Consider the following 18,444-nt stretch of genomic DNA (forward strand, 5'->3'; position numbering starts at 1 on the left):
TGCGAAAGAGGCTGTCATCAATTTTAGCGTCAAAGGAAATAAGAAAATGTCTCAACGTCAGAGCGGTACCGTCAAGTGGTTCAACGACGAGAAGGGTTTTGGTTTTATCACGCCTGAAAGCGGTCCGGACCTGTTCGTGCATTTCCGCGCCATCCAGGGCAACGGCTTCAAGAGCCTGAAAGAAGGCCAGAAAGTCACTTTCGTTGCTGTGCAAGGCCAGAAAGGCATGCAGGCTGACGAGGTTCAAGCCGAAGCCTAAGGCTTTCGCATACTAAAAAGCCCCTGATTGATATCAGGGGCTTTTTTATGGGCGTAAACCCGTAAAATGGCTTCTTTTTTCAGCCGAGGCCGTCATGCCGAAACACCTGCTCACCCCCCAGGGCGACTTTCCTCCCGCCGGCCTGGGCCGTCGCCTGGCAGCGATGTTTTATGACTTCTTGCTGTGCACGGCGCTGCTGATCGTCACCAGCGGCGCCTACAAGATGATCCAGATGGCGATCATCGGCGAAGAAAAAATGCGCGCCCTGACCGAAGCCGGCGCGCTGGACGGTGACCCGTTGCTGTCCACCGTGCTGCTGTTCGTGCTGTTCGGCTTCTTCGCCAAGTTCTGGACCCACAACGGCCAGACCCTGGGCATGCAGGTGTGGTGCATCCGTGTACAGAACGCCGATGGCACGGCCATCAGCCTGTGGCAGGCGCTGTTGCGGTTCGTGGTATCGATTGCGTCACTGCTGCTGGTGGGGCTGGGCTTCATCTGGGCGCTGTTCGACAAGCGCAAGCGCAGTTGGCATGACATCTACTCGGATACGCAGTTGGTGCGGATTCCCAAGAAGACCAAATAGGAATACCACAAACCCGTGGCGAGGGAGCTTGCTCCCGCTCGGCTGCGCAGCAGCCGTGGATGGCTGGTGTGATTTATCTGGAGAAATGCGGCGCTGGCAAGAGGGGGCTGCTTCGCAGCCCAGCGGGAGCAAGCTCCCTCGCCACAAAAAGCGTCATAGGCCTCAAGACTTCTTGAAGCCTCAAGCCTTCCAACAATCAGGCATTGCCCGCCAGCTTCATCCGCGCCGCCTGGGTAAAGTCCAGCATGCGCTTGAGCGGGCGAATCGCCTGGGGGATCAGCGCCGGGTCGACGAAGATCTCGTTGGCACCCTCCTGCAAGCTCTTGAGCGTGCGCTCCAGGGTATTCATCGCCATCCATGGGCAGTGTGCGCAACTGCGGCACGCCGCGCCGTTACCGGCGGTAGGGGCTTCGATGAAGACCTTGTCCGGGCACAGCTGCTGCATCTTGTAGAAAATGCCCCGGTCGGTGGCGACGATCAGCGTCTTGTTCGGCAGGGTCTGGGCCGCGGCGATCAATTGGCTGGTGGAGCCCACGGCATCCGCCAGTTCGATCACCGACGTCGGCGACTCCGGGTGCACCAGGATCGCGGCGTCCGGGTACAGTGCCTTCATGTCCTCCAACTGCTTGGATTTGAACTCTTCGTGGACGATACAGGCACCGTCCCAGAGCAGCATGTCGGCGCCAGTCTTGCGCTGGATGTAAGTGCCCAGGTGCTTGTCCGGCCCCCAGATGATCGTCTCGCCGTTGTCCATCAGGCTCTCGACGATTTCCAGCGCACAACTGGACGTCACCACCCAGTCGGCCCGGGCCTTCACTGCCGCCGAGGTGTTGGCATACACCACCACGGTGCGCTCCGGATGCTGGTCGCAGAACGCCGAGAACTCGTCCACCGGGCAGCCCAGATCGAGGGAGCAGGTGGCTTCCAGGGTGGGCATCAGCACACGTTTTTCGGGGTTGAGGATCTTGGCGGTCTCGCCCATGAACTTGACCCCCGCCACCACCACGGTCTTGGCCGGGTGGGCATTGCCGAAGCGGGCCATTTCCAGGGAGTCGGACACGCAACCACCGGTCTCTTCGGCCAGGGCCTGGATGATAGGGTCGCAGTAGAAGTGCGCGACCAGCACCGCGTCCTGAGCCTTGAGCTCGGCGGCGATGGCGGCGCGGTACCAGGCCTCTTGCTCGGCGGTCAGCGGCTTGGGCTGCTTGGCGTCGAGGTGGGCCTGGACCAGAAGGCGTTCGGAAATTTGCGTCATGTTCGCAAGACCTGCAAGCGCGTTTAGCGCGAAAGTCGAGTATACACCCGGCTCCGGACCACTCGGGTACCGCCGGGAAAGTGGGTATCAATCAGGCACGGGACAGCGTGAAGCCGGCAAGGCTACAGAATATCCCGTCGATGCAAAAGATCATTCTGACCTGTGCCCGCCCCTGGAACCGGACGCGCGCCCCAGCGGGAGCAAGCTGACCGAAATGTAATCACCTGCCCGGCCGGCTTATGTCATCTTCTTTTCAAAGCGACGCCGGGGGATTGCCCCGTGTTCGCGGCGAATCGACTGACGGACTTCCATCGTATGCAAACAAAAACTTCCCGGCGAACCTTCGTAAAGGGCCTGACTGCCGGCGGCATCCTCGGCGGCCTGGGCTTGTGGCGCGCGCCTGTCTGGGCGGTCACCGGCCCGGGCCAGCCCAACGTCCTGAGCGGCACCGAGTTCGACCTGTTCATCGGCGAAAGCCCGGTCAACTTCACCGGCAACCCACGTACCGCCCAGACCATCAACGGCGGCATTCCCGGCCCGCTGCTGCGCTGGCGTGAAGGCGACACCGTGACCCTGCGAGTACGCAATCGCTTGAAGGACACCACGTCCATCCACTGGCACGGCCTCCTGCTGCCAGCCAACATGGACGGCGTTCCGGGACTGAGCTTCAAGGGCATCGAACCCGACGGCATGTATGTCTATCAGTTCAAGGTCCGGCAAAACGGCACCTACTGGTACCACAGCCATTCCGGCTTCCAGGAACAATCCGGGGTCTACGGCCCGCTGGTGATCGACGCCAGGGAACCGGAGCCCTTCCAGTACGAACGGGACTACGTGGTGATGCTCACCGACTGGACCGATGAAGACCCCGCCGACATCCTTCACAAGCTCAAGAAACAGTCGGACTACTACAACTACAACAAACGCACCGTCGGCGACTTCATTGACGACGTGGGCAAGAACGGCTGGGCCAGCACCGTGGCCGATCGCAAGATGTGGGCCGAGATGAAGATGAATCCCACTGACCTGGCCGACGTCAGTGGCGCCACCTACACCTACCTCATGAACGGCCAGGCGCCGGACATGAACTGGACCGGCCTGTTCAAGCCTGGCGAACGTCTTCGCCTGCGCTTTATCAACGGCTCAGCCATGAGCTATTTCGACGTGCGTATTCCCGGCTTGAAGATGACGGTGGTGGCGTCCGACGGCCAACACGTCAAACCGGTGAGCGTCGACGAGTTCCGGATCGCCGTGGCCGAAACCTATGACGTCATCGTCGAACCGACCCAAGAGGTCTACACCCTGTTCGCCCAGTCCATGGACCGCACCGGCTACGCCCGCGGCACCCTCGCGGCCAGGGCCGGGCTGTCGGCGCCAGTGCCGCCCCTGGACCCGCGGCCATTGGTGACCATGGACGACATGGGCATGGGTGGCATGGACCACGGCAGCACGGGCGACATGGGGCAGATGAGCGGCATGGACCACGGCTCGATGCAGGGCATGGCGGGAATGGACGACAGCTCGATGCAAGGCATGGATCACAGCCAGATGCAGGGCATGGGCGACATGGCCGGTATGGATCACGGAGCCATGCAAGGCATGGACGGCATGCTCTCGCATCCCGACACCGAGAAAGACAACCCATTGGTAGACATGCAGGCCATGAGCGTCAAACCCAAGCTCGACGACCCGGGCATGGGGCTGCGCAACAACGGCCGCAAAGTGCTTACATACTCGGACCTGCGCAGCACCTTTCCCGACCCCGACGGCCGCGAGCCGGGCCGTACGATCGAGCTGCACCTGACCGGGCACATGGAGAAGTTCGCCTGGTCGTTCAACGGCGTGAAATTTTCCGACGCCGCGCCGCTGCTGCTCAAGTACGGCGAGCGACTGCGCATCGTGCTGATCAACGACACCATGATGACCCACCCCATCCACCTGCACGGCATGTGGAGCGACCTGGAGGACGAGAACGGCCAGTTCATGGTGCGCAAGCACACCATCGACGTGCCACCGGGCGCCAAGCGCAGCTACCGGGTCACCGCCGATGCCCTCGGGCGCTGGGCGTACCACTGTCATCTGCTGTTTCACATGGAGATGGGGATGTTCCGTGAAGTTCGGGTGCAGGAATGAGGAGCCGACCATGACCACTGTTTTTCAATACCCCATGGCACTCATTGCCAGCCTGACCCTCGGCGCCAGCACCTCGGCCTGGGCGGCGGGCAACGACATGCAAGGCATGGATCACAGCCAGATGCCCGGGATGGACCATAGCCAGATGCAAGGCATGGACTCGATGCAGAGCATGGAACCCATGCAATCAGCGCCGACCACCAGCCGCACACCGATCCCGGAACTGACCGCCGCCGACCGCGCCGCCGTCTACGAGGATCATGGCGGACACGCGGTGCATGACAGCGCCATCAATTCGTTTTTCCTCATCGACCAACTCGAATGGCAAGACGCCGATGATGGCAGCGCCCTGAGCTGGGACGCCTCCGGCTGGATCGGTGGCGACATCGACCGTTTGTGGCTGCGCTCCGAAGGCGAACGCCTCAACGGCAAGACCGAAGAGGCGGAACTTCAGGCCCTGTGGGGCCACGCCATCAGTCCTTGGTGGGACGTGGTGGCCGGCATACGCCAGGACTTCAAGCCGGGCGATCCACAAACCTGGGCCGCTTTCGGCGTGCAAGGCATGGCGCTGTACAACTTCGAAGCCGAGGCCACCGCGTTCATCGGTGAAGGTGGCCAGAGCGCGGCGCGGCTGGAAGGTGACTACGACATCTTGCTGACCAATCGGTTGATCCTGCAGCCCACCGCCGAGGTCAACTTCTATGGCAAGAACGATCCCGCCCGTGGTGTTGGCTCAGGGCTGTCGGACACCGAACTCGGCGTGCGGCTGCGTTATGAAATACGCCGCGAATTCGCGCCCTACATTGGCTTCACCTGGAATCGGGTCTACGGCAACACCGCCGATTACGCCCGGGAAGAAGGCGAAGACCGCAGCGAAGCGCGCCTGGTGCTGGGCGTGCGCATGTGGTTCTGAGCTGCTTACCTGCTTCACTAAAAACTAAAAACCAAGCTGTAGGAGTCCTTGCATGTCATTCATCAAAACCGCTGTTGTCGCCGTTGCCTTGTCCGCCGGCCTGCTGGTCAGTGGCCTGGCCCAGGCCCACCCGAAACTGCTGTCCTCTACACCCGCCGAAGGCGCCGAAGGTGCGGCACCGGCAAAGATCGAGCTGCACTTCTCCGAAAACCTGCTGACCAAGTTTTCCGGCGCCAAGCTGATGATGACCGCCATGCCCGGCATGGCGGCGCATTCACCCATGCCCATGCCAGCCAAGGTTTCCGGCAGCGAAGACCCGAAAAACATGGTTATCACGCCGAATGCGCCCCTCACCGCCGGCACCTATCAGGTCCAGTGGCGCGCGGTGTCGTCCGACACTCACCCAATCACCGGTAACGTCACGTTCAAGGTGAAGTGAGTTGATGAGCGACTCGATCAACATTGTGCTGCGCTTTGCCCTGTACCTGGATTTGATGCTGTTGTTCGGCCTGGCCGCGTTCGGCCTCTATAGCCTGCGAGGCCAGGAGCGGGTGTCGGGCGCGCAGTTGCCTTTCACGCCGCTGCTGCTGACCACGGCGGTGCTGGGCGGGTTGCTCTCCCTGGCCGCCATGGCGTGCATGGCCTGGGCCATGAGCGGCGTTGCGGACTGGGCCGAGCTGTGGCCGCACATTGAAATGATGGTACTGGAGACCGATGTCGGTATGACGTGGACGCTGCGCATGGCGGCGCTGCTGCTGGCCGGCTTCGCCGTGACGCTCAATACACGCTGGCCGACCGCCAGCCTGGGCCTGGCGATGCTGGGCGGGGCGGTGGCCTTGGCGACGCTGGCCTGGGCAGGGCACGGCGCCATGGACGAAGGCGCACGCCGGAACTGGCACTTCATCACCGACTTCCTGCACCTGTGGGCGGCGGGAGGCTGGGTCGGCGCCTTGGCCGCGTTCGCCCTGCTGCTTCGCCAGGCCGCCCCCCAGTTGGCGGTACTGGCCCGGACGTTGACCGGGTTTGAAAGCGCCGGGGCGGTGATCGTGGTGGTCATCAGCGTGACGGGGGTGGTGAATTATCTGTTTATCGTCGGCCCAAACGTCGCAGGCTTATTCGACAGTACCTATGGACAGTTGCTGGCGCTCAAACTCATCTTGTTCGCGGCCATGCTGGTGTTCGCCGCGCTGAACCGCTTTCACCTGAGCCCACTGCTGGAGCAGGCCCGACAGACCGGTGAGCACGGGGTCGCTGTGAATGCCCTGCGGCGCAGCATGGTCCTGGAGTTCACTGTAGCGGTGATCATCCTGGGATTGGTGGCGTGGCTGGGGACGCTGAGCCCGATGCCGGATTAAACCGTCCCTCTGTGGGAACGAGCTTGCTCGCGATAGCGGTGGGTCAGCTTGTATTGATGTGAAGATATTGCTGCCATCGCGAGCAAGCTCGCTCCCACAAGGAATGGGCATTGAGCTCTCGGACAAGCGCCCGTAGCGCCATCGGATTTTTAAATACCGCTTTCCGATTTTCAATTTGCCCACAACGACTGGAGCCAGCCTAAATGCCCCTTTGTCCAGCAAAGGCGGCTCCATGGAAAACATTCGAACCTCAAGCACCCACGCCGTCTGGCTGATGGTCAGCATCGTCTTGGTCGCGCTGAACCTGCGGCCCTCAATGGCGGCAGTCGGGCCGTTGTTGTCGGCTATTCGCGGCGAGGTGCCCTTGAGTTTCAGTACCGCCTCGCTGTTGACCATGTTGCCCGTCATGGCGATGGGCCTGGCGATGTTCCTGGGCATGCGCATCGCCCTGCGCATCGGTGAACACCGCACCATCGTGCTGTCGCTGTTGATCATTGGTCTCGCCACGGCCTCGCGCTTGTACCTGGACAGCGCCGCCGGATTGATCGCCAGTGCGGTCGTGGCCGGGCTCGGGATTGCCTTGATCCAGGCGGTGATGCCGGCACTGATCAAATCGCGCTTCGCCGACAACGTCTCGCTGTTCATGGGCTTGTACGTCACCTCCATCATGGGCGGGGCGGCGCTTGCCGCATCGTTTTCACCCTTTGTCCTGACGCAGACCGGCAGTTGGCGCATCGGGATGGCGATCTGGGCACTGTTGGCGCTGGTCGCCCTGGGCTGCTGGTACGCCCAGCGCTCGAACGTCACGCCCTTGCCCGAAGCGGCGTCCCGACGTCACGAAGCGTTTTCCAGCAACGCCCGGGCCTGGCTCCTGGCGATTTTCTTTGGCCTGGGTACCGCCTCCTACACCTGCGTGCTGGCCTGGCTGGCGCCGTACTACGTGGAAAAGGGCTGGAGCGAACAGCACGCAGGCCTGCTGCTGGGGTTCCTCACCGCAATGGAAGTGCTATCTGGGCTGGTCACCCCGGCGATTGCCAACCGCAGCCGGGATAAACGCCTGGTTCTCACCGTCCTGCTGGCCCTGATCATCGGCGGCTTCTGCGGCCTGATCCTCAGCCCGGAACGCTTCAGCCTGCTATGGGCCTGCCTGCTGGGGCTGGGTATCGGCGGCCTGTTCCCCATGAGCCTGATCGTATCCCTCGACCACCTGGACAACCCACGCCGGGCCGGCGGCCTTACTGCCTTCGTGCAGGGTGTCGGCTATCTCATCGCCGGGCTCTCGCCATTGATTGCCGGGATGATCCGCGACCAATTGGGGAGTTTTCAGTGGGCCTGGTGGTCGCTCACGGCGGTCATGGCGTTGATGATGGTGATGGTATTGCGCCTGGACCCGAAACATTACGGACAGCACATCCGCTGAATTTCCAGTAGGAGGACTTGCCAGGTTGAAGATTTAGCGGGTGCGACTTGGCGTTACTATACCTGCCAGGATTTTTACCTCGTAAGGGAGCTACGCCTTGTCCGTCATACCTGACAGAACCTTCGCTGAAGTGCTCAAGCACACCGTCAAACGCATTCTTTCCTATTGGACCCAGATCACCGTCACGTTAGGCCTGCTCGCGACAGGGCTTGGGTTCATCACGCTGTATCTCTATACCCGCACGATTGGACGTATCGATCTGTTCATGCCGTCCATCGATGTGAAGTCTGCACTGCTGGTCTGGGTCGTGCTGGTCCTGCTGCTGATGCTGTCGTACTTGTTCATCCTGGGTGCGACAACGTGGATGTTCGGCTGCTCGGTTTCGCTTTTTTCAAACATGAAGGACCACCAACCGAAGATTGTTTTCTATCTGGTGTTCCCCACGGTTGTGGGATTTAGCGCGTTCATCTGGGCCACCTTCTTCCTGTCCACATTGAACGCCTGGACGATATTCGCGGCATTGCTCCTGATCGTCTTCGTTGCGTGCTTTCTCATGTACGCATTCACGCCGTTCAAAAGAATCATCAGGAAAAGCACACTTGTCCAAGCCAGGCTGGAGCGAGCCCGCTTGAAACGCCTGGCAGCCCATCAACAAATAAAGCGAAAAAAGCTGCAGCCGCATAAGCCTGCCCGTCCCCGGAAGGCCTGCCTGCAAAAATGGCTTACCCGTCTGCAGGCACTCAAGAACAAGACGACGCCAGCGTGGCTCTGGCTAAAAGAAAAATGGCAGCAGCTGCAGTCGTGGGTATGGGCCCGCAAAGAATTCTGGCTCGTCACCCTGCTCTCGATCTCCATATTCGTCACCGTGATCTTCGCCGCTTTTCCAATCCTGCTGACGATACGTTCATATATGGAGAGGGAAACGCCTGACACCGTCCCCTACGTGGCGGGCCTGTCCTGGCTGACACTCATCTTCACCCTGCTACCGGTCGTCATATTTTATTGTTTCAAGGGGGACATCTACAGACGGACCTTCAATGGCCTGATCGCAATGATCCTCGCCTTCTGCGCCTTCACATTGCTCTCGCCGGGCAGTTTGAGCCAGATCACCTACATCGCAGCAGGCGGCTTATCGGTTCGCCAACAAACGGCGGAGCGATACACCTTGCCCGAGGATATAAAGCTGCAAGATCTGAGCGCCACCCTGTGGAAAACACGTCAGGTTGCTGCGCAAAAAATAGAAGTCGAGGCGTTCCAGTTGTATTCCTTTGGGGACGTACTGTTGTTGTGCCCGAAAGACATGCTGTCGCTTGAACTCAAGGAACTGAAAAACTACTCGAAGTTCTGTGTGAGCACGCTCAATAGCAAGGTTGTGCGCAAGCCTCGGCTGCCGGTATTCGCCAGGAAACCACAGGACGAATGGTCCTGTCGGGTGCCCTCATGGCAGATCCACGCAGGACGTTGGCTCGCGTGGGAAGCGCTGGTTCCGGGAATTCATCGCTCCACGCTGGGCGAGAAAAAGAACTGATGGCCCTGGCAGTCGTGAGCATGGCGACGGCTCCACGACAGGACTGCTGACTCCCTGCCCTTGGGCGGGGGGACACTTAATTTCAGGCAAAAAAAAAATCCGGAAATCCTCACTTTCGTGGGCCTTCCAGACTTTTAAAACTGCAAAAAATGGTGGGTCGTGTGGGATTCGAACCTACGACCAATTGGTTAAAAGCCAACTGCTCTACCAACTGAGCTAACGACCCGCTGTGTGGTGGCGCGTATAATACTGATTTCTAAGGACTATTCAACACCTAATTTGAAATAAATCAAAAATAACGGGTTGGATCGCTCACGCCTGCCGCCGCAAAGCCTTCTGCACGCAGGCGGCAGCTGTCGCACTTGCCACACGCGCGCCCCTGATCGTCGGCCTGATAGCAGGAAACAGTGAGCCCGTAGTCCACTCCAAGCTTCACGCCCGCCTTGACGATGTCGGCCTTGCTGAGATTCTGCAGCGGCGCCTGGATGCGGAAACCCTGCCCCTCTACGCCGGCCTTGGTCGCCAGGTTCGCCATGCGCTCGAAGGCTTCGACGAACTCCGGGCGACAATCCGGATAACCGGAATAATCCACGGCATTGACGCCGATGAAAATGTCACGGGCGCCCAGCACTTCGGCCCAGCCCAATGCCAAGGACAAAAATACGGTGTTCCGCGCCGGCACATACGTCACCGGGATGCCTTCGCCAGGCGTCTCGGGTACATCGATGGAACTGTCGGTCAAGGCCGAGCCGCCGATGCCGTTGAGGTTCAGGCCGATCACTTTGTGTTCCACCACGCCCTGGTCCCGGGCAACTCGCTCGGCGGCGTGCAGTTCAGCGCGGTGGCGCTGACCATAATCGAAACTCATGGTATAGCAGCGGTAACCCTCGGCACGGGCCATGGCCACGACGGTGGCCGAATCCAGGCCGCCGGACAACAGGATGACCGCACGTTTTTCTGCAATGTTCGAATGTTCAGTCATATCAGCGCCCCGGCTCGTCGTTCCAAAGATATTTATGCAGCTGCAGTTGCAGGCGCACCGGCAGATTATCCGCCACCACCCAGTCCGCCAGGTCCCGGGCGCTCAAATCGTGATGGCTCGGCGACAACAGCACTTCACCAGCCCGCTGGTCGAGTCCGTACTGGATCAGCTTGGACACGGCCCAGTCATAATCCTCCCGCGAACAGATCACGAACTTGACCTGATCGTTGGGCGTCAGCAGTTCGATATTCTCGTAACGGTTGCGGTGCGCTTCCTTGGAACCTGGAGTCTTCAGGTCCACGACGCGACTGACGCGCGGGTCGACGGCCGAGATGTCCAAGGCGCCGCTGGTTTCCAGCGAAACCTCGTAACCGGCATCACACAACTGCTTGAGCAAGGGGATAGCGTTGGGTTGTGCCAATGGCTCGCCGCCCGTGACGCAGACATAACGCGGACGATAACTGGCCACTTGCTCCAGGATATCGTCGAGGGTTCGCAAGGTGCCGCCGCTGAACGCGTAGGCACTGTCGCAGTATTGGCAACGCAACGGGCAACCGGTGAGGCGCACAAATACTGTGGGCAGCCCAGCCGTCCGCGTTTCACCCTGCAACGAGTAAAAAACTTCGGTGATTCTCAATGTGTCTTGCATAGTCGCCACGGGCGTAACAGCTAAACAGGCTGTCCGCCTCCGTCAGGCACTTCAAGGAACCCCGCCAACGCGCAGATCCCAAAAAGCGTGTTTCATAAAAAGGGCGTGAATTCTAACGAAAAAACCCGCGACAGGCGCGGGTTTCTTCAAGACAGGGTCAACCCGGCTTACATGCGTTGCAGATCACGTTGGGCCAACTGGGCCGCAGATGTGCCCGGGTACTGGGCCACCACCTGTTGCAGAATGCCTTTTACCTTGTCGGTGTGACCGAGGCGGCGCTCTACGTCAGCCAGCTTGTACAGCGAATCCGGCACTTTGGCATGCTTGGGATACAGCTGCGAAACCTTGGCGAACGCCTGGCCAGCGCCTTGCAGGTCGCCCTTGGCCAGGTTCACTTCGCCCAGCCAGTATTGGGCATTGCCCGAGTACTGGCTGTTTGGGTATTTGCGCAGGAAAGCGCCAAAGGCCTGGCTGGCCTTGTCGAAATCCTTGGCCTTGATCAGGTCGAAGGCAGCATCGTAATAGAGCTTTTCCTTCGCCGGATCAGCCGGCTCGCCACCGGCGGCAGGTGCTGCGGGAGCGACTGCCCCCGCGCCTGCGGCTGCACCGGGGGCGTTCAAGTCGCCACCGGTTGGAGAATTCTCGGGAGTCGCGGCAGGTGCAACGCCGGATCCTATGCGCCGATCAAGATCCTGGTATCGCTCCAGGTTTTCCTGCTTCATGCGCGAAATATCATTCTGCAGAACTTCGATCACGCCTTGCTGGCGCGACAGCTGATCCTGCATTTGCTGGAGCTGGTTGAACAGCTCGCCCTGTGCCGAGACAGGGGCCGAAACCCCTCCCCCGGCATAGGCGCCGTTCGTACCGTAACCTGCAGGCGGATAGCTGCTCCCGCTATTGTTATAGCCGGCATCGTTATCGACCACAGGAACCGCAGCCCACGCCGCAAGCGGCGCGAGGCTGAGAGCCAGAACAGTTACAGCACGACGGCACGTTCGCATGACGAATTACTTACGCAGTTCGACGCGACGGTTTTGAGCCCAGGACTGCTCGTCGTTGCCGGTAGCAACTGGACGCTCTTCGCCGTAGGAAACCAGTTCCAGCTGAGCTGGGGAAACACCTTGCAGTACCAGGTAGCGTTGAACGGCTTTCGCACGACGCTCGCCCAGTGCCATGTTGTACTCACGAGTACCACGTTCGTCGGTGTTGCCTTCCAGAACAACGCGAGCGCCGTTCGACTTCAGGTCTTTGGCGTGAACGTCCAGAGCGCGCATGGCTTCTGGCTTCAGGTCCGAGCTGTCGTATTCGAAGTAGAAGGTGGTGATTGCGCGCAGAGCAGCTTCTTCGCTCAGGGAGCCGTCAACTGCACCGGTGTTAGCGCCGTAACCAGCGTTTGGATCAACAGCGCCTTCACCGGCATTGTCGCCGCCTTTGGACGAGCAACCTACAGCTACAGCCATGGCCAGAGCCAGCGCAGCAAATTTACCAAACTTCAGCATTTCCATCGTGAAACTCCTAATGAACCCCAGTGTGTTAAGTAAAACGTATAGCGCCGCGTCAGTTCAGGTAAGGGGACCAGGACGGTTCTCTGACTTCGCCTTGAGCGGTAGGAAGCGGGAGCCTCACGCGTCCGTTAATGGACACGAGCATCAAGACTCCCCGGCCCTGCTGGCGGGTGGCGTAGATTACCATGGTGCCGTTGGGCGCAACAGTAGGTGACTCGTCCAGAGTGCTATCAGTGAGGATTTTTACGCTACCGCGCTGCAAATCCTGGGCCGCCACCTTGAAATTGGTGAAACCATCCTGGCGATGGATCATAACCAGGGTCTTTTCGTCCGCCGACAGTTTAGGGTTGGCGTTGTAGTTACCGACGAACGTCACGCGCTCGGCACCGCCACCACCGGCACTGGTCTTGTAGATCTGTGGCTTGCCGCCGCGGTCGGAGGTGAAGTAGATGGTCGAGCCATCCTTGCCCCAGAACGGTTCGGTGTTGATGCCCGGGCCGTTGGTGACGCGGGAGATCGAACGCGAAGCAAGGTTCATCACGTAGATGTCCGGGTTACCGTCCTTGGACAGCACGAACGCCAGGCGCGAACCGTCCGGCGACCAGGCTGGCGCGCCGTTCAGGCCTTCGAAGTTGGTGATCTGCTCACGACGACCGGTGTCGATGTGCTGCACGAAAATGCGCGGACGCTTCTGCTCGAACGAGACATAAGCGATGCGCTTGCCATCGGGAGCGAAGCGCGGCGACAGGATCGGCTCGCGCGACTGCAGCAGGGTCACCGCACGTGCGCCGTCATAGTCGGAACGCTGCAGGGTGTAGCGGGTGTTGTTCTCGGAGAAACGCTCAGCCGTCACGTAGAGCATGCGGGTAGAGAACGCGCCCTTGATGCCGGTGAGTTTTTCGAACGACTGGTCGGCGATGTAGTGCGCCATGTCACGCAGCTGATCGACGCTGCCCGACACGCTGCCGGTCAGCACTTGCTGCTCGGTGGCGACGTTGAACAGGGCGTACTGGACCTGCAGGCGACCGCCGGCCGGAACGATGCTGCCGACCATGATGTACTGGGCGCCCAGGGCCTTCCAGTCACGGTAGATGACTTCGCTGGCCTGGGTCGGCAGGCTGATCATGTTCTGCTTCGGAATCGGCGCGTAGTAACCCGAGTTGCGCAGGTCGTTACCGATGATTTCCGCCATGTCGTCCGGCAGGACGCTACCGCCCTGCCAGCCGAACGGTACGACGGCGATCGGGGTCGCCCGGTCGCTGCCGCTGGTGACCAGAATGTTCTTTTCCTCTGCTACCGCTATCCCTGCCAGGCAGCAGATAACGACCAGCATTGATCGAAGAAGGTTTCTCACAAGGCTAGATCCTCAGGTGTGAATGTCATCTTGAATGAACGATAGGGAGCAAAGTCGCTCGGTTTCATTCCTTGCATTTCCGTCAATCGCCCAATGTTCTTGACCGCTGCGACCGCCGAAGCGTCGAACGGACCGTCACCACTGGACTTGGCGACGCTGACCGAGGTAACCGTACCGTCGGGCAACATGCCGATTTGCAATACTACCGTCATGCCTTTGCGCGCCGAAGGTGGACGAGCCCAGCCTTCTGCCGCTCGGGCACGAATCAGATCATCGTAGCTGCCGGCGACTTCATCGCCCTGTTCATCGGCCAAGGCCTGCTGGCGCTCCGGCGTATCGGAAAGCAAATCTGCCAAGGCCTGGGCCTTTTTGTCTTCGGCGGATTTACGCGCTGCGTCCTGGGCCTTTTTCTTGGCGGCGTCGGCGGCGGCTTTCTTCTTCGCGTCTTCGGCGACTTTCTTTTTCGCCTCTTCAGCTTCAGCTTTCTTCTTGGCGTCCTCGGCCGCTTTTTTCTTCGCGTCCTCGACGATCTTTTTCTTCGCTTCTTCAGCGGCCGCTTTCTTGGCCTCTTCTTCAGCGGCTTTCTTGGCTTCTTCTTCGGCTTTCTTCTTGGCTATATCAGCCAATTGTTTCTCTTCTGCCTTTTTTGCCTCGGCGGTTTTCTTCGCTTCGTCGGCTTTCTTGGCTTCGTCAGCCTTTTTCGCCTCGTCCGCTTTCTTCGCCTCATCGGCTTTCTTGGCTTCTTCGGCCTTTTGAGCCGCTTCCTCTTTCTTTTGTTCCGCGGCCTTTATCGCTTCCTGCTCGACCTTCTTCTGTTCCATCTGCTCGACTTCAGTCTGGCGCGCGGCGGATTTCTTCGCCTCACCGGCAAGCTTCTGGTTGGTCTGCGTGGTGGCCTGGCTTTTCGACTTGAGCTGGTACAAGGTCGCCTGCACGATCGGCTTGGCCGGCGGCAGCTCCGGGGTCATGGCAAAACTGACGAACAGCATGCCGAACACCAGCACATGCAGGCCGATGGCCAGGACACTGGGCCAGAAATAGCTTTCCGAGGCGGACGGCTCTCGCTGTTGCTGCATCAGGGGGCCTCGGTGATCAAGCCAACATTACCGACCCCGGCTTTCTGCAGGCCGCCCATGGCGCCCATCACGGCACCGTAGTCGACGGTCTTGTCGCCGCGAATGAAGACCTGCGTGCGCTTGCCGGCATCGTTGCCGACACGAATGATCTTGGTCACTGCATCGGTCATCTGCGGCAAGGTCCTGGCCCGGTCCTGCTGCTTCTCGGTGTCGACTTCACTGCCAAGGTTCCAGTAGTAGGTCTTGTCAGCCTTGATCGAAATAGTCAGTACCTGGGTGTTGTTGTCCTGCGGCAAGGCTTCGCTGGAAACCTTGGGCAGATCGACCTTCACGCCCTGATTGAGCATCGGCGCGGTCACCATGAAGATGACCAGCAGCACCAACATCACGTCGATGTAGGGCACCACGTTCATCTCGGCAACCGGCTTGCGCTTTTTTCGGGCTCGAGCGATTAAAGCCATTGGGAAATACCTGCTTATTCTTCGCTGGTGTGCACTTTGCGGTGCAGGATCGCCTGGAATTCATCGGCGAAGGTGTAGTAACGGCCGGTCAGCATTTCGCTGCGGGCGGCGAAGCGGTTGTAGGCGATAACGGCCGGGATGGCCGCGAACAGACCGATGGCGGTGGCGATCAGTGCCTCGGCGATGCCCGGGGCCACGGTGGCCAGGGTTGCTTGCTGGGCAGAAGCCAGGCCACGGAAGGAGTTCATGATCCCCCACACGGTACCGAACAGACCGATGTACGGGCTGACCGAACCGACGGTGGCCAGGAACGACAGGCCTTGTTCGAGCTTTTCTTCCTCGCGGGAAATGGCAACGCGCATGGCACGGGCCACACCTTCCATCACCGCTTCAGGGTCGACGCCCGGCTGCTGGCGCAGGCGGGAGAACTCCTTGAAACCGGCACGGAAGATCTGCTCGACGCCCGAATCCGGGTCCGGGTTGCTGCCAGCCTGGCGATAGAGCTTGGACAGGTCGATACCGGACCAGAAGCGCTCCTCGAAGCTCTCCAGGGCACGACGACCGGCGCGCAGCATGTTGCTGCGCTGAAAGATCATGATCCATGAGGTCACCGATGCGGCTACCAGGGTCAGCATTACCAGTTGCACCACGACGCTGGCATTGCTGACCAGGCTCCACATGGAGGAATGGTCGACGACGTTAGCTTCCACGCTTTATCTCCTGCTCTGAGTGTGTACCCGCGCCGCTCACGCCAGCAAAGGCCGCACGTAGAGCTTCGGGAATGGCCCGGGGTTTCAAACTATGGGTGCGCACACAGGCCACCAAAAACTGCCCTTCACAGAGCAGCACGTTATCCGTAGCCCGCCTGACCTGCTGCTTGAAGCGCAGGCTGACACGGTTCAATTCGATGACATCGGCACTTACCACCAGTTCGTCGTCCAGTCGCGCCGGCGCGTGGTAGCGCGCTTCGCTGGAATGCACGACGAATAACAGGTCCTCCCCTGCCAGCGCGGATTGGGCAAAACCCAGTTCCCGCAGCCGTTCGGTTCGAGCCCGTTCCATAAACTTGAGGTAATTGACGTAGTAGACGATGCCGCCAGCATCGGTGTCCTCGTAATAAACGCGACAGCGATGTGCGAACGACTCCAGCCCGTTTTGCGCGCGCATACTCTAGTGCTTACTCCTCAGGTTGCCAATCGGCCAGGCAACTGTTTTTTCATTCTCGAACGCATTGACGCTCCAGGCGTCGTCTGGGACAGCACGAACTGGAAAAAAGTCGGCGTACCGAGTTCGGTCAATCGTCCACGGCATCGAGGAATTCGTCTACCACTGGCATCTCACCCATTCGTGTCGGGATGTTTAAGCCAAAATGCAGATAAGCATGGCGGGTCACCACGCGCCCGCGAGGGGTACGCATGATGTAGCCCTGCTGGATCAGGTACGGTTCCAGTACATCTTCAATGGTGTGGCGCTCTTCGCTGATGGCCGCGGCCAGGCTGTCCACGCCCACCGGGCCACCGTCGAACTTCTCGATCATGGTCAGCAGCAGGCGCCGGTCCTGATGGTCGAAGCCACGCTCGTCGATGTCCAGCAGGTTCAACGCCAGGTCGGCAATCGGCTTGGTGATGTGGCCCTTGGCCCGGACTTCGGCAAAATCCCGGACCCGGCGCAGCAGGCGGTTGGCGATCCGCGGCGTGCCCCGGGCACGCCGGGCGATCTCATACGCACCGTCCGGGTCCAGCGGCAACCCGAGGATGCCCGCCGAGCGACTGACAATCGTCGCCAGGTCGGCGTTGTTGTAGAACTCCAGGCGCTGGACGATACCGAAACGGTCCCGCAACGGGTTGGTCAGCATACCAGCGCGAGTGGTGGCGCCCACCAGTGTGAAAGGCGGCAGGTCGAGCTTGATGGAGCGTGCCGCCGGGCCTTCGCCGATCATGATGTCGAGCTGGAAATCTTCCATGGCCGGGTACAGCACTTCCTCGACGATCGGCGACAGCCGATGGATTTCGTCGATGAACAGCACGTCATGGGGCTCAAGGTTGGTCAGCAGCGCCGCCAGGTCGCCCGGCCGCTCGAGGACCGGCCCCGACGTGCTCTTGATCGACACGCCCATTTCCTGGGCAATGATGTTGGCCAGGGTGGTCTTGCCCAGGCCCGGCGGGCCGAAGATCAAGGTGTGGTCCAGCGACTCGCTGCGCCCACGAGCCGCCTGGATGAACAGCTCCATCTGCTCGCGCACAGTCGGTTGACCGATGTAGTCAGCCAGGCTGACAGGACGAATCGCGCGGTCCTGGATTTCCTCGCGGTCACGGGGCGCGCCCGTGGCGGCGATCAGACGGTCAGCTTCAATCACTTAAATCATTCCCTTCAGGGCACGACGAATCATATCTTCAGTGCTCAGGCCTTTTTCCTTGATAGCGGAAATCGCCTTGCTGGCTTCCTGCGGCTTGTAGCCCAGGGAGATCAGTGCGGTGACCGCATCGTTTTCGGCGCTGACCGCAGGCACCGGCGCGTCCGGCTGGTTCGGCACCAGGGCGAACATCGCCGGCACCGTCTCCCAGGCCTTGAAGCGGTCCTTGAGTTCGACCAGCAGGCGCTCGGCGGTTTTCTTGCCCACCCCCGGCACCTTGGTCAGGGCCGAGGTGTCCTGGGACTGCACACAACGCACCAACTCATCGACTTCCAGGCTCGACATCAAGGCCAGGGCCAGTTTCGGGCCGACGCCATTGAGACGAATCAGTTCGCGGAAGAAGTCCCGCTCGCGCTTGCCGACGAAGCCATAGAGTAACTGCGCATCCTCGCGCACGACCAAATGGGTGTGCAGGGTCAGCGGCTCGCCGACCGACGGCAAGCGATACAGCGTGGTCATGGGCACTTCCAGCTCATAGCCCAGGCCGTTTACATCCAGAATCAGGTGCGGCGGCTGTTTTTCAGCCAGGGTGCCGCGCAAGCGTCCAATCACGGTTCA

Annotated in this window: 20 protein-coding genes and 1 tRNA gene; 8 read left to right on the forward strand and 13 right to left on the reverse strand. The window is 60.4% G+C overall.

Annotation, left to right across the window (positions count from 1 at the left end; all coding sequences use genetic code 11):
- Positions 1 to 46: 46 nt before the first annotated feature.
- Both Q7F16_RS16845 and Q7F16_RS16850 read left to right on the forward strand, forming a co-directional pair.
- The gene (locus Q7F16_RS16845; RefSeq protein WP_003175786.1) at positions 47 to 259 is read left to right on the forward strand and encodes a cold-shock protein; all 213 of its coding nucleotides are present in this window, start codon (positions 47 to 49) and stop codon (positions 257 to 259) included.
- Positions 260 to 353: 94 nt separating this feature from the next.
- The gene (locus Q7F16_RS16850) at positions 354 to 842 is read left to right on the forward strand and encodes an RDD family protein (RefSeq protein WP_014339905.1); all 489 of its coding nucleotides are present in this window, start codon (positions 354 to 356) and stop codon (positions 840 to 842) included.
- A 196-nt stretch (positions 843 to 1,038) separates the two neighbouring features.
- On the opposite strand, the gene nadA is transcribed toward Q7F16_RS16850, so the two are convergent.
- Entirely contained in the window at positions 1,039 to 2,097 is a 1,059-nt protein-coding gene (gene nadA, locus Q7F16_RS16855; RefSeq protein WP_003205010.1) for a quinolinate synthase NadA, read from the reverse strand.
- A gap of 315 nt (positions 2,098 to 2,412) precedes the next feature.
- On the opposite strand from nadA, the gene Q7F16_RS16860 reads away from it, so the two are divergent.
- From Q7F16_RS16860 to Q7F16_RS16885, 6 genes are all read left to right on the forward strand, one after another.
- Positions 2,413 to 4,230, forward strand: coding sequence for a copper resistance system multicopper oxidase (locus Q7F16_RS16860; protein ID WP_409556082.1), 1,818 nt, complete (start codon positions 2,413 to 2,415; stop codon positions 4,228 to 4,230).
- A 10-nt stretch (positions 4,231 to 4,240) separates the two neighbouring features.
- On the forward strand, positions 4,241 to 5,143 hold the full coding sequence (locus Q7F16_RS16865; protein WP_409556083.1) for a copper resistance protein B: 903 nt from the start codon (positions 4,241 to 4,243) through the stop codon (positions 5,141 to 5,143).
- A gap of 52 nt (positions 5,144 to 5,195) precedes the next feature.
- Entirely contained in the window at positions 5,196 to 5,582 is a 387-nt protein-coding gene (gene copC, locus Q7F16_RS16870; RefSeq protein ID WP_409556084.1) for a copper homeostasis periplasmic binding protein CopC, read from the forward strand.
- A gap of 4 nt (positions 5,583 to 5,586) precedes the next feature.
- Positions 5,587 to 6,498 carry a copper homeostasis membrane protein CopD gene (copD, locus tag Q7F16_RS16875; RefSeq protein WP_046062623.1) on the forward strand — a complete coding sequence of 304 codons (912 nt, stop codon included), beginning with the start codon at positions 5,587 to 5,589 and terminating at the stop codon, positions 6,496 to 6,498.
- Between the two features lie 232 nt (positions 6,499 to 6,730).
- Entirely contained in the window at positions 6,731 to 7,918 is a 1,188-nt protein-coding gene (locus tag Q7F16_RS16880; RefSeq protein ID WP_186650383.1) for a cyanate transporter, read from the forward strand.
- Positions 7,919 to 8,015: 97 nt separating this feature from the next.
- Complete coding sequence (locus Q7F16_RS16885) at positions 8,016 to 9,446, forward strand: hypothetical protein (RefSeq protein ID WP_409556085.1); 1,431 nt, start codon at positions 8,016 to 8,018, stop codon at positions 9,444 to 9,446.
- Positions 9,447 to 9,596: 150 nt separating this feature from the next.
- Here Q7F16_RS16885 and Q7F16_RS16890 read toward each other — a convergent pair.
- The 12 genes from Q7F16_RS16890 to ruvA all read right to left on the reverse strand — a co-directional run bounded on the left by Q7F16_RS16890 (position 9,597) and on the right by ruvA (position 18,438).
- A tRNA-Lys gene (locus Q7F16_RS16890) sits at positions 9,597 to 9,672 on the reverse strand.
- A gap of 63 nt (positions 9,673 to 9,735) precedes the next feature.
- Positions 9,736 to 10,410: a 7-cyano-7-deazaguanine synthase QueC gene (gene queC, locus Q7F16_RS16895; RefSeq protein ID WP_172436014.1), complete on the reverse strand. Its 675-nt coding sequence runs from the start codon at positions 10,408 to 10,410 to the stop codon at positions 9,736 to 9,738.
- Between the two features lie 19 nt (positions 10,411 to 10,429).
- Positions 10,430 to 11,077 carry a 7-carboxy-7-deazaguanine synthase QueE gene (queE, locus tag Q7F16_RS16900; RefSeq protein ID WP_003205025.1) on the reverse strand — a complete coding sequence of 216 codons (648 nt, stop codon included), beginning with the start codon at positions 11,075 to 11,077 and terminating at the stop codon, positions 10,430 to 10,432.
- Positions 11,078 to 11,244: 167 nt separating this feature from the next.
- Positions 11,245 to 12,078, reverse strand: coding sequence for a tol-pal system protein YbgF (ybgF, locus tag Q7F16_RS16905; protein ID WP_409556086.1), 834 nt, complete (start codon positions 12,076 to 12,078; stop codon positions 11,245 to 11,247).
- A 6-nt stretch (positions 12,079 to 12,084) separates the two neighbouring features.
- Positions 12,085 to 12,582, reverse strand: coding sequence for a peptidoglycan-associated lipoprotein Pal (gene pal, locus Q7F16_RS16910; RefSeq protein WP_003205029.1), 498 nt, complete (start codon positions 12,580 to 12,582; stop codon positions 12,085 to 12,087).
- Between the two features lie 52 nt (positions 12,583 to 12,634).
- On the reverse strand, positions 12,635 to 13,936 hold the full coding sequence (gene tolB / locus Q7F16_RS16915; protein WP_041476111.1) for a Tol-Pal system beta propeller repeat protein TolB: 1,302 nt from the start codon (positions 13,934 to 13,936) through the stop codon (positions 12,635 to 12,637).
- Complete coding sequence (gene tolA / locus Q7F16_RS16920) at positions 13,933 to 15,012, reverse strand: cell envelope integrity protein TolA (protein ID WP_003205033.1); 1,080 nt, start codon at positions 15,010 to 15,012, stop codon at positions 13,933 to 13,935. Before tolA ends, tolB begins: the two co-directional genes overlap by 4 nt.
- Positions 15,012 to 15,464, reverse strand: a complete 453-nt coding sequence (gene tolR, locus Q7F16_RS16925; RefSeq protein WP_409556169.1) for a protein TolR — start codon at positions 15,462 to 15,464, stop codon at positions 15,012 to 15,014. Before tolR ends, tolA begins: the two co-directional genes overlap by 1 nt.
- A gap of 23 nt (positions 15,465 to 15,487) precedes the next feature.
- Positions 15,488 to 16,183 carry a protein TolQ gene (gene tolQ / locus Q7F16_RS16930; protein WP_014339916.1) on the reverse strand — a complete coding sequence of 232 codons (696 nt, stop codon included), beginning with the start codon at positions 16,181 to 16,183 and terminating at the stop codon, positions 15,488 to 15,490.
- On the reverse strand, positions 16,173 to 16,640 hold the full coding sequence (ybgC, locus tag Q7F16_RS16935; RefSeq protein WP_003205037.1) for a tol-pal system-associated acyl-CoA thioesterase: 468 nt from the start codon (positions 16,638 to 16,640) through the stop codon (positions 16,173 to 16,175). Before ybgC ends, tolQ begins: the two co-directional genes overlap by 11 nt.
- 127 nt (positions 16,641 to 16,767) lie before the next feature.
- Positions 16,768 to 17,829 carry a Holliday junction branch migration DNA helicase RuvB gene (ruvB, locus tag Q7F16_RS16940; protein WP_003178599.1) on the reverse strand — a complete coding sequence of 354 codons (1,062 nt, stop codon included), beginning with the start codon at positions 17,827 to 17,829 and terminating at the stop codon, positions 16,768 to 16,770.
- Positions 17,830 to 18,438 (reverse strand): Holliday junction branch migration protein RuvA, encoded by a 609-nt coding sequence (gene ruvA, locus Q7F16_RS16945; protein WP_014339918.1) that lies wholly within the window; start codon positions 18,436 to 18,438, stop codon positions 17,830 to 17,832.
- Positions 18,439 to 18,444: the final 6 nt, after the last annotated feature.

The sequence above is a fragment of the Pseudomonas sp. Lb2C2 genome (genome assembly GCF_052112205.1).
GTDB lineage: Bacteria > Pseudomonadota > Gammaproteobacteria > Pseudomonadales > Pseudomonadaceae > Aquipseudomonas > Aquipseudomonas kilonensis.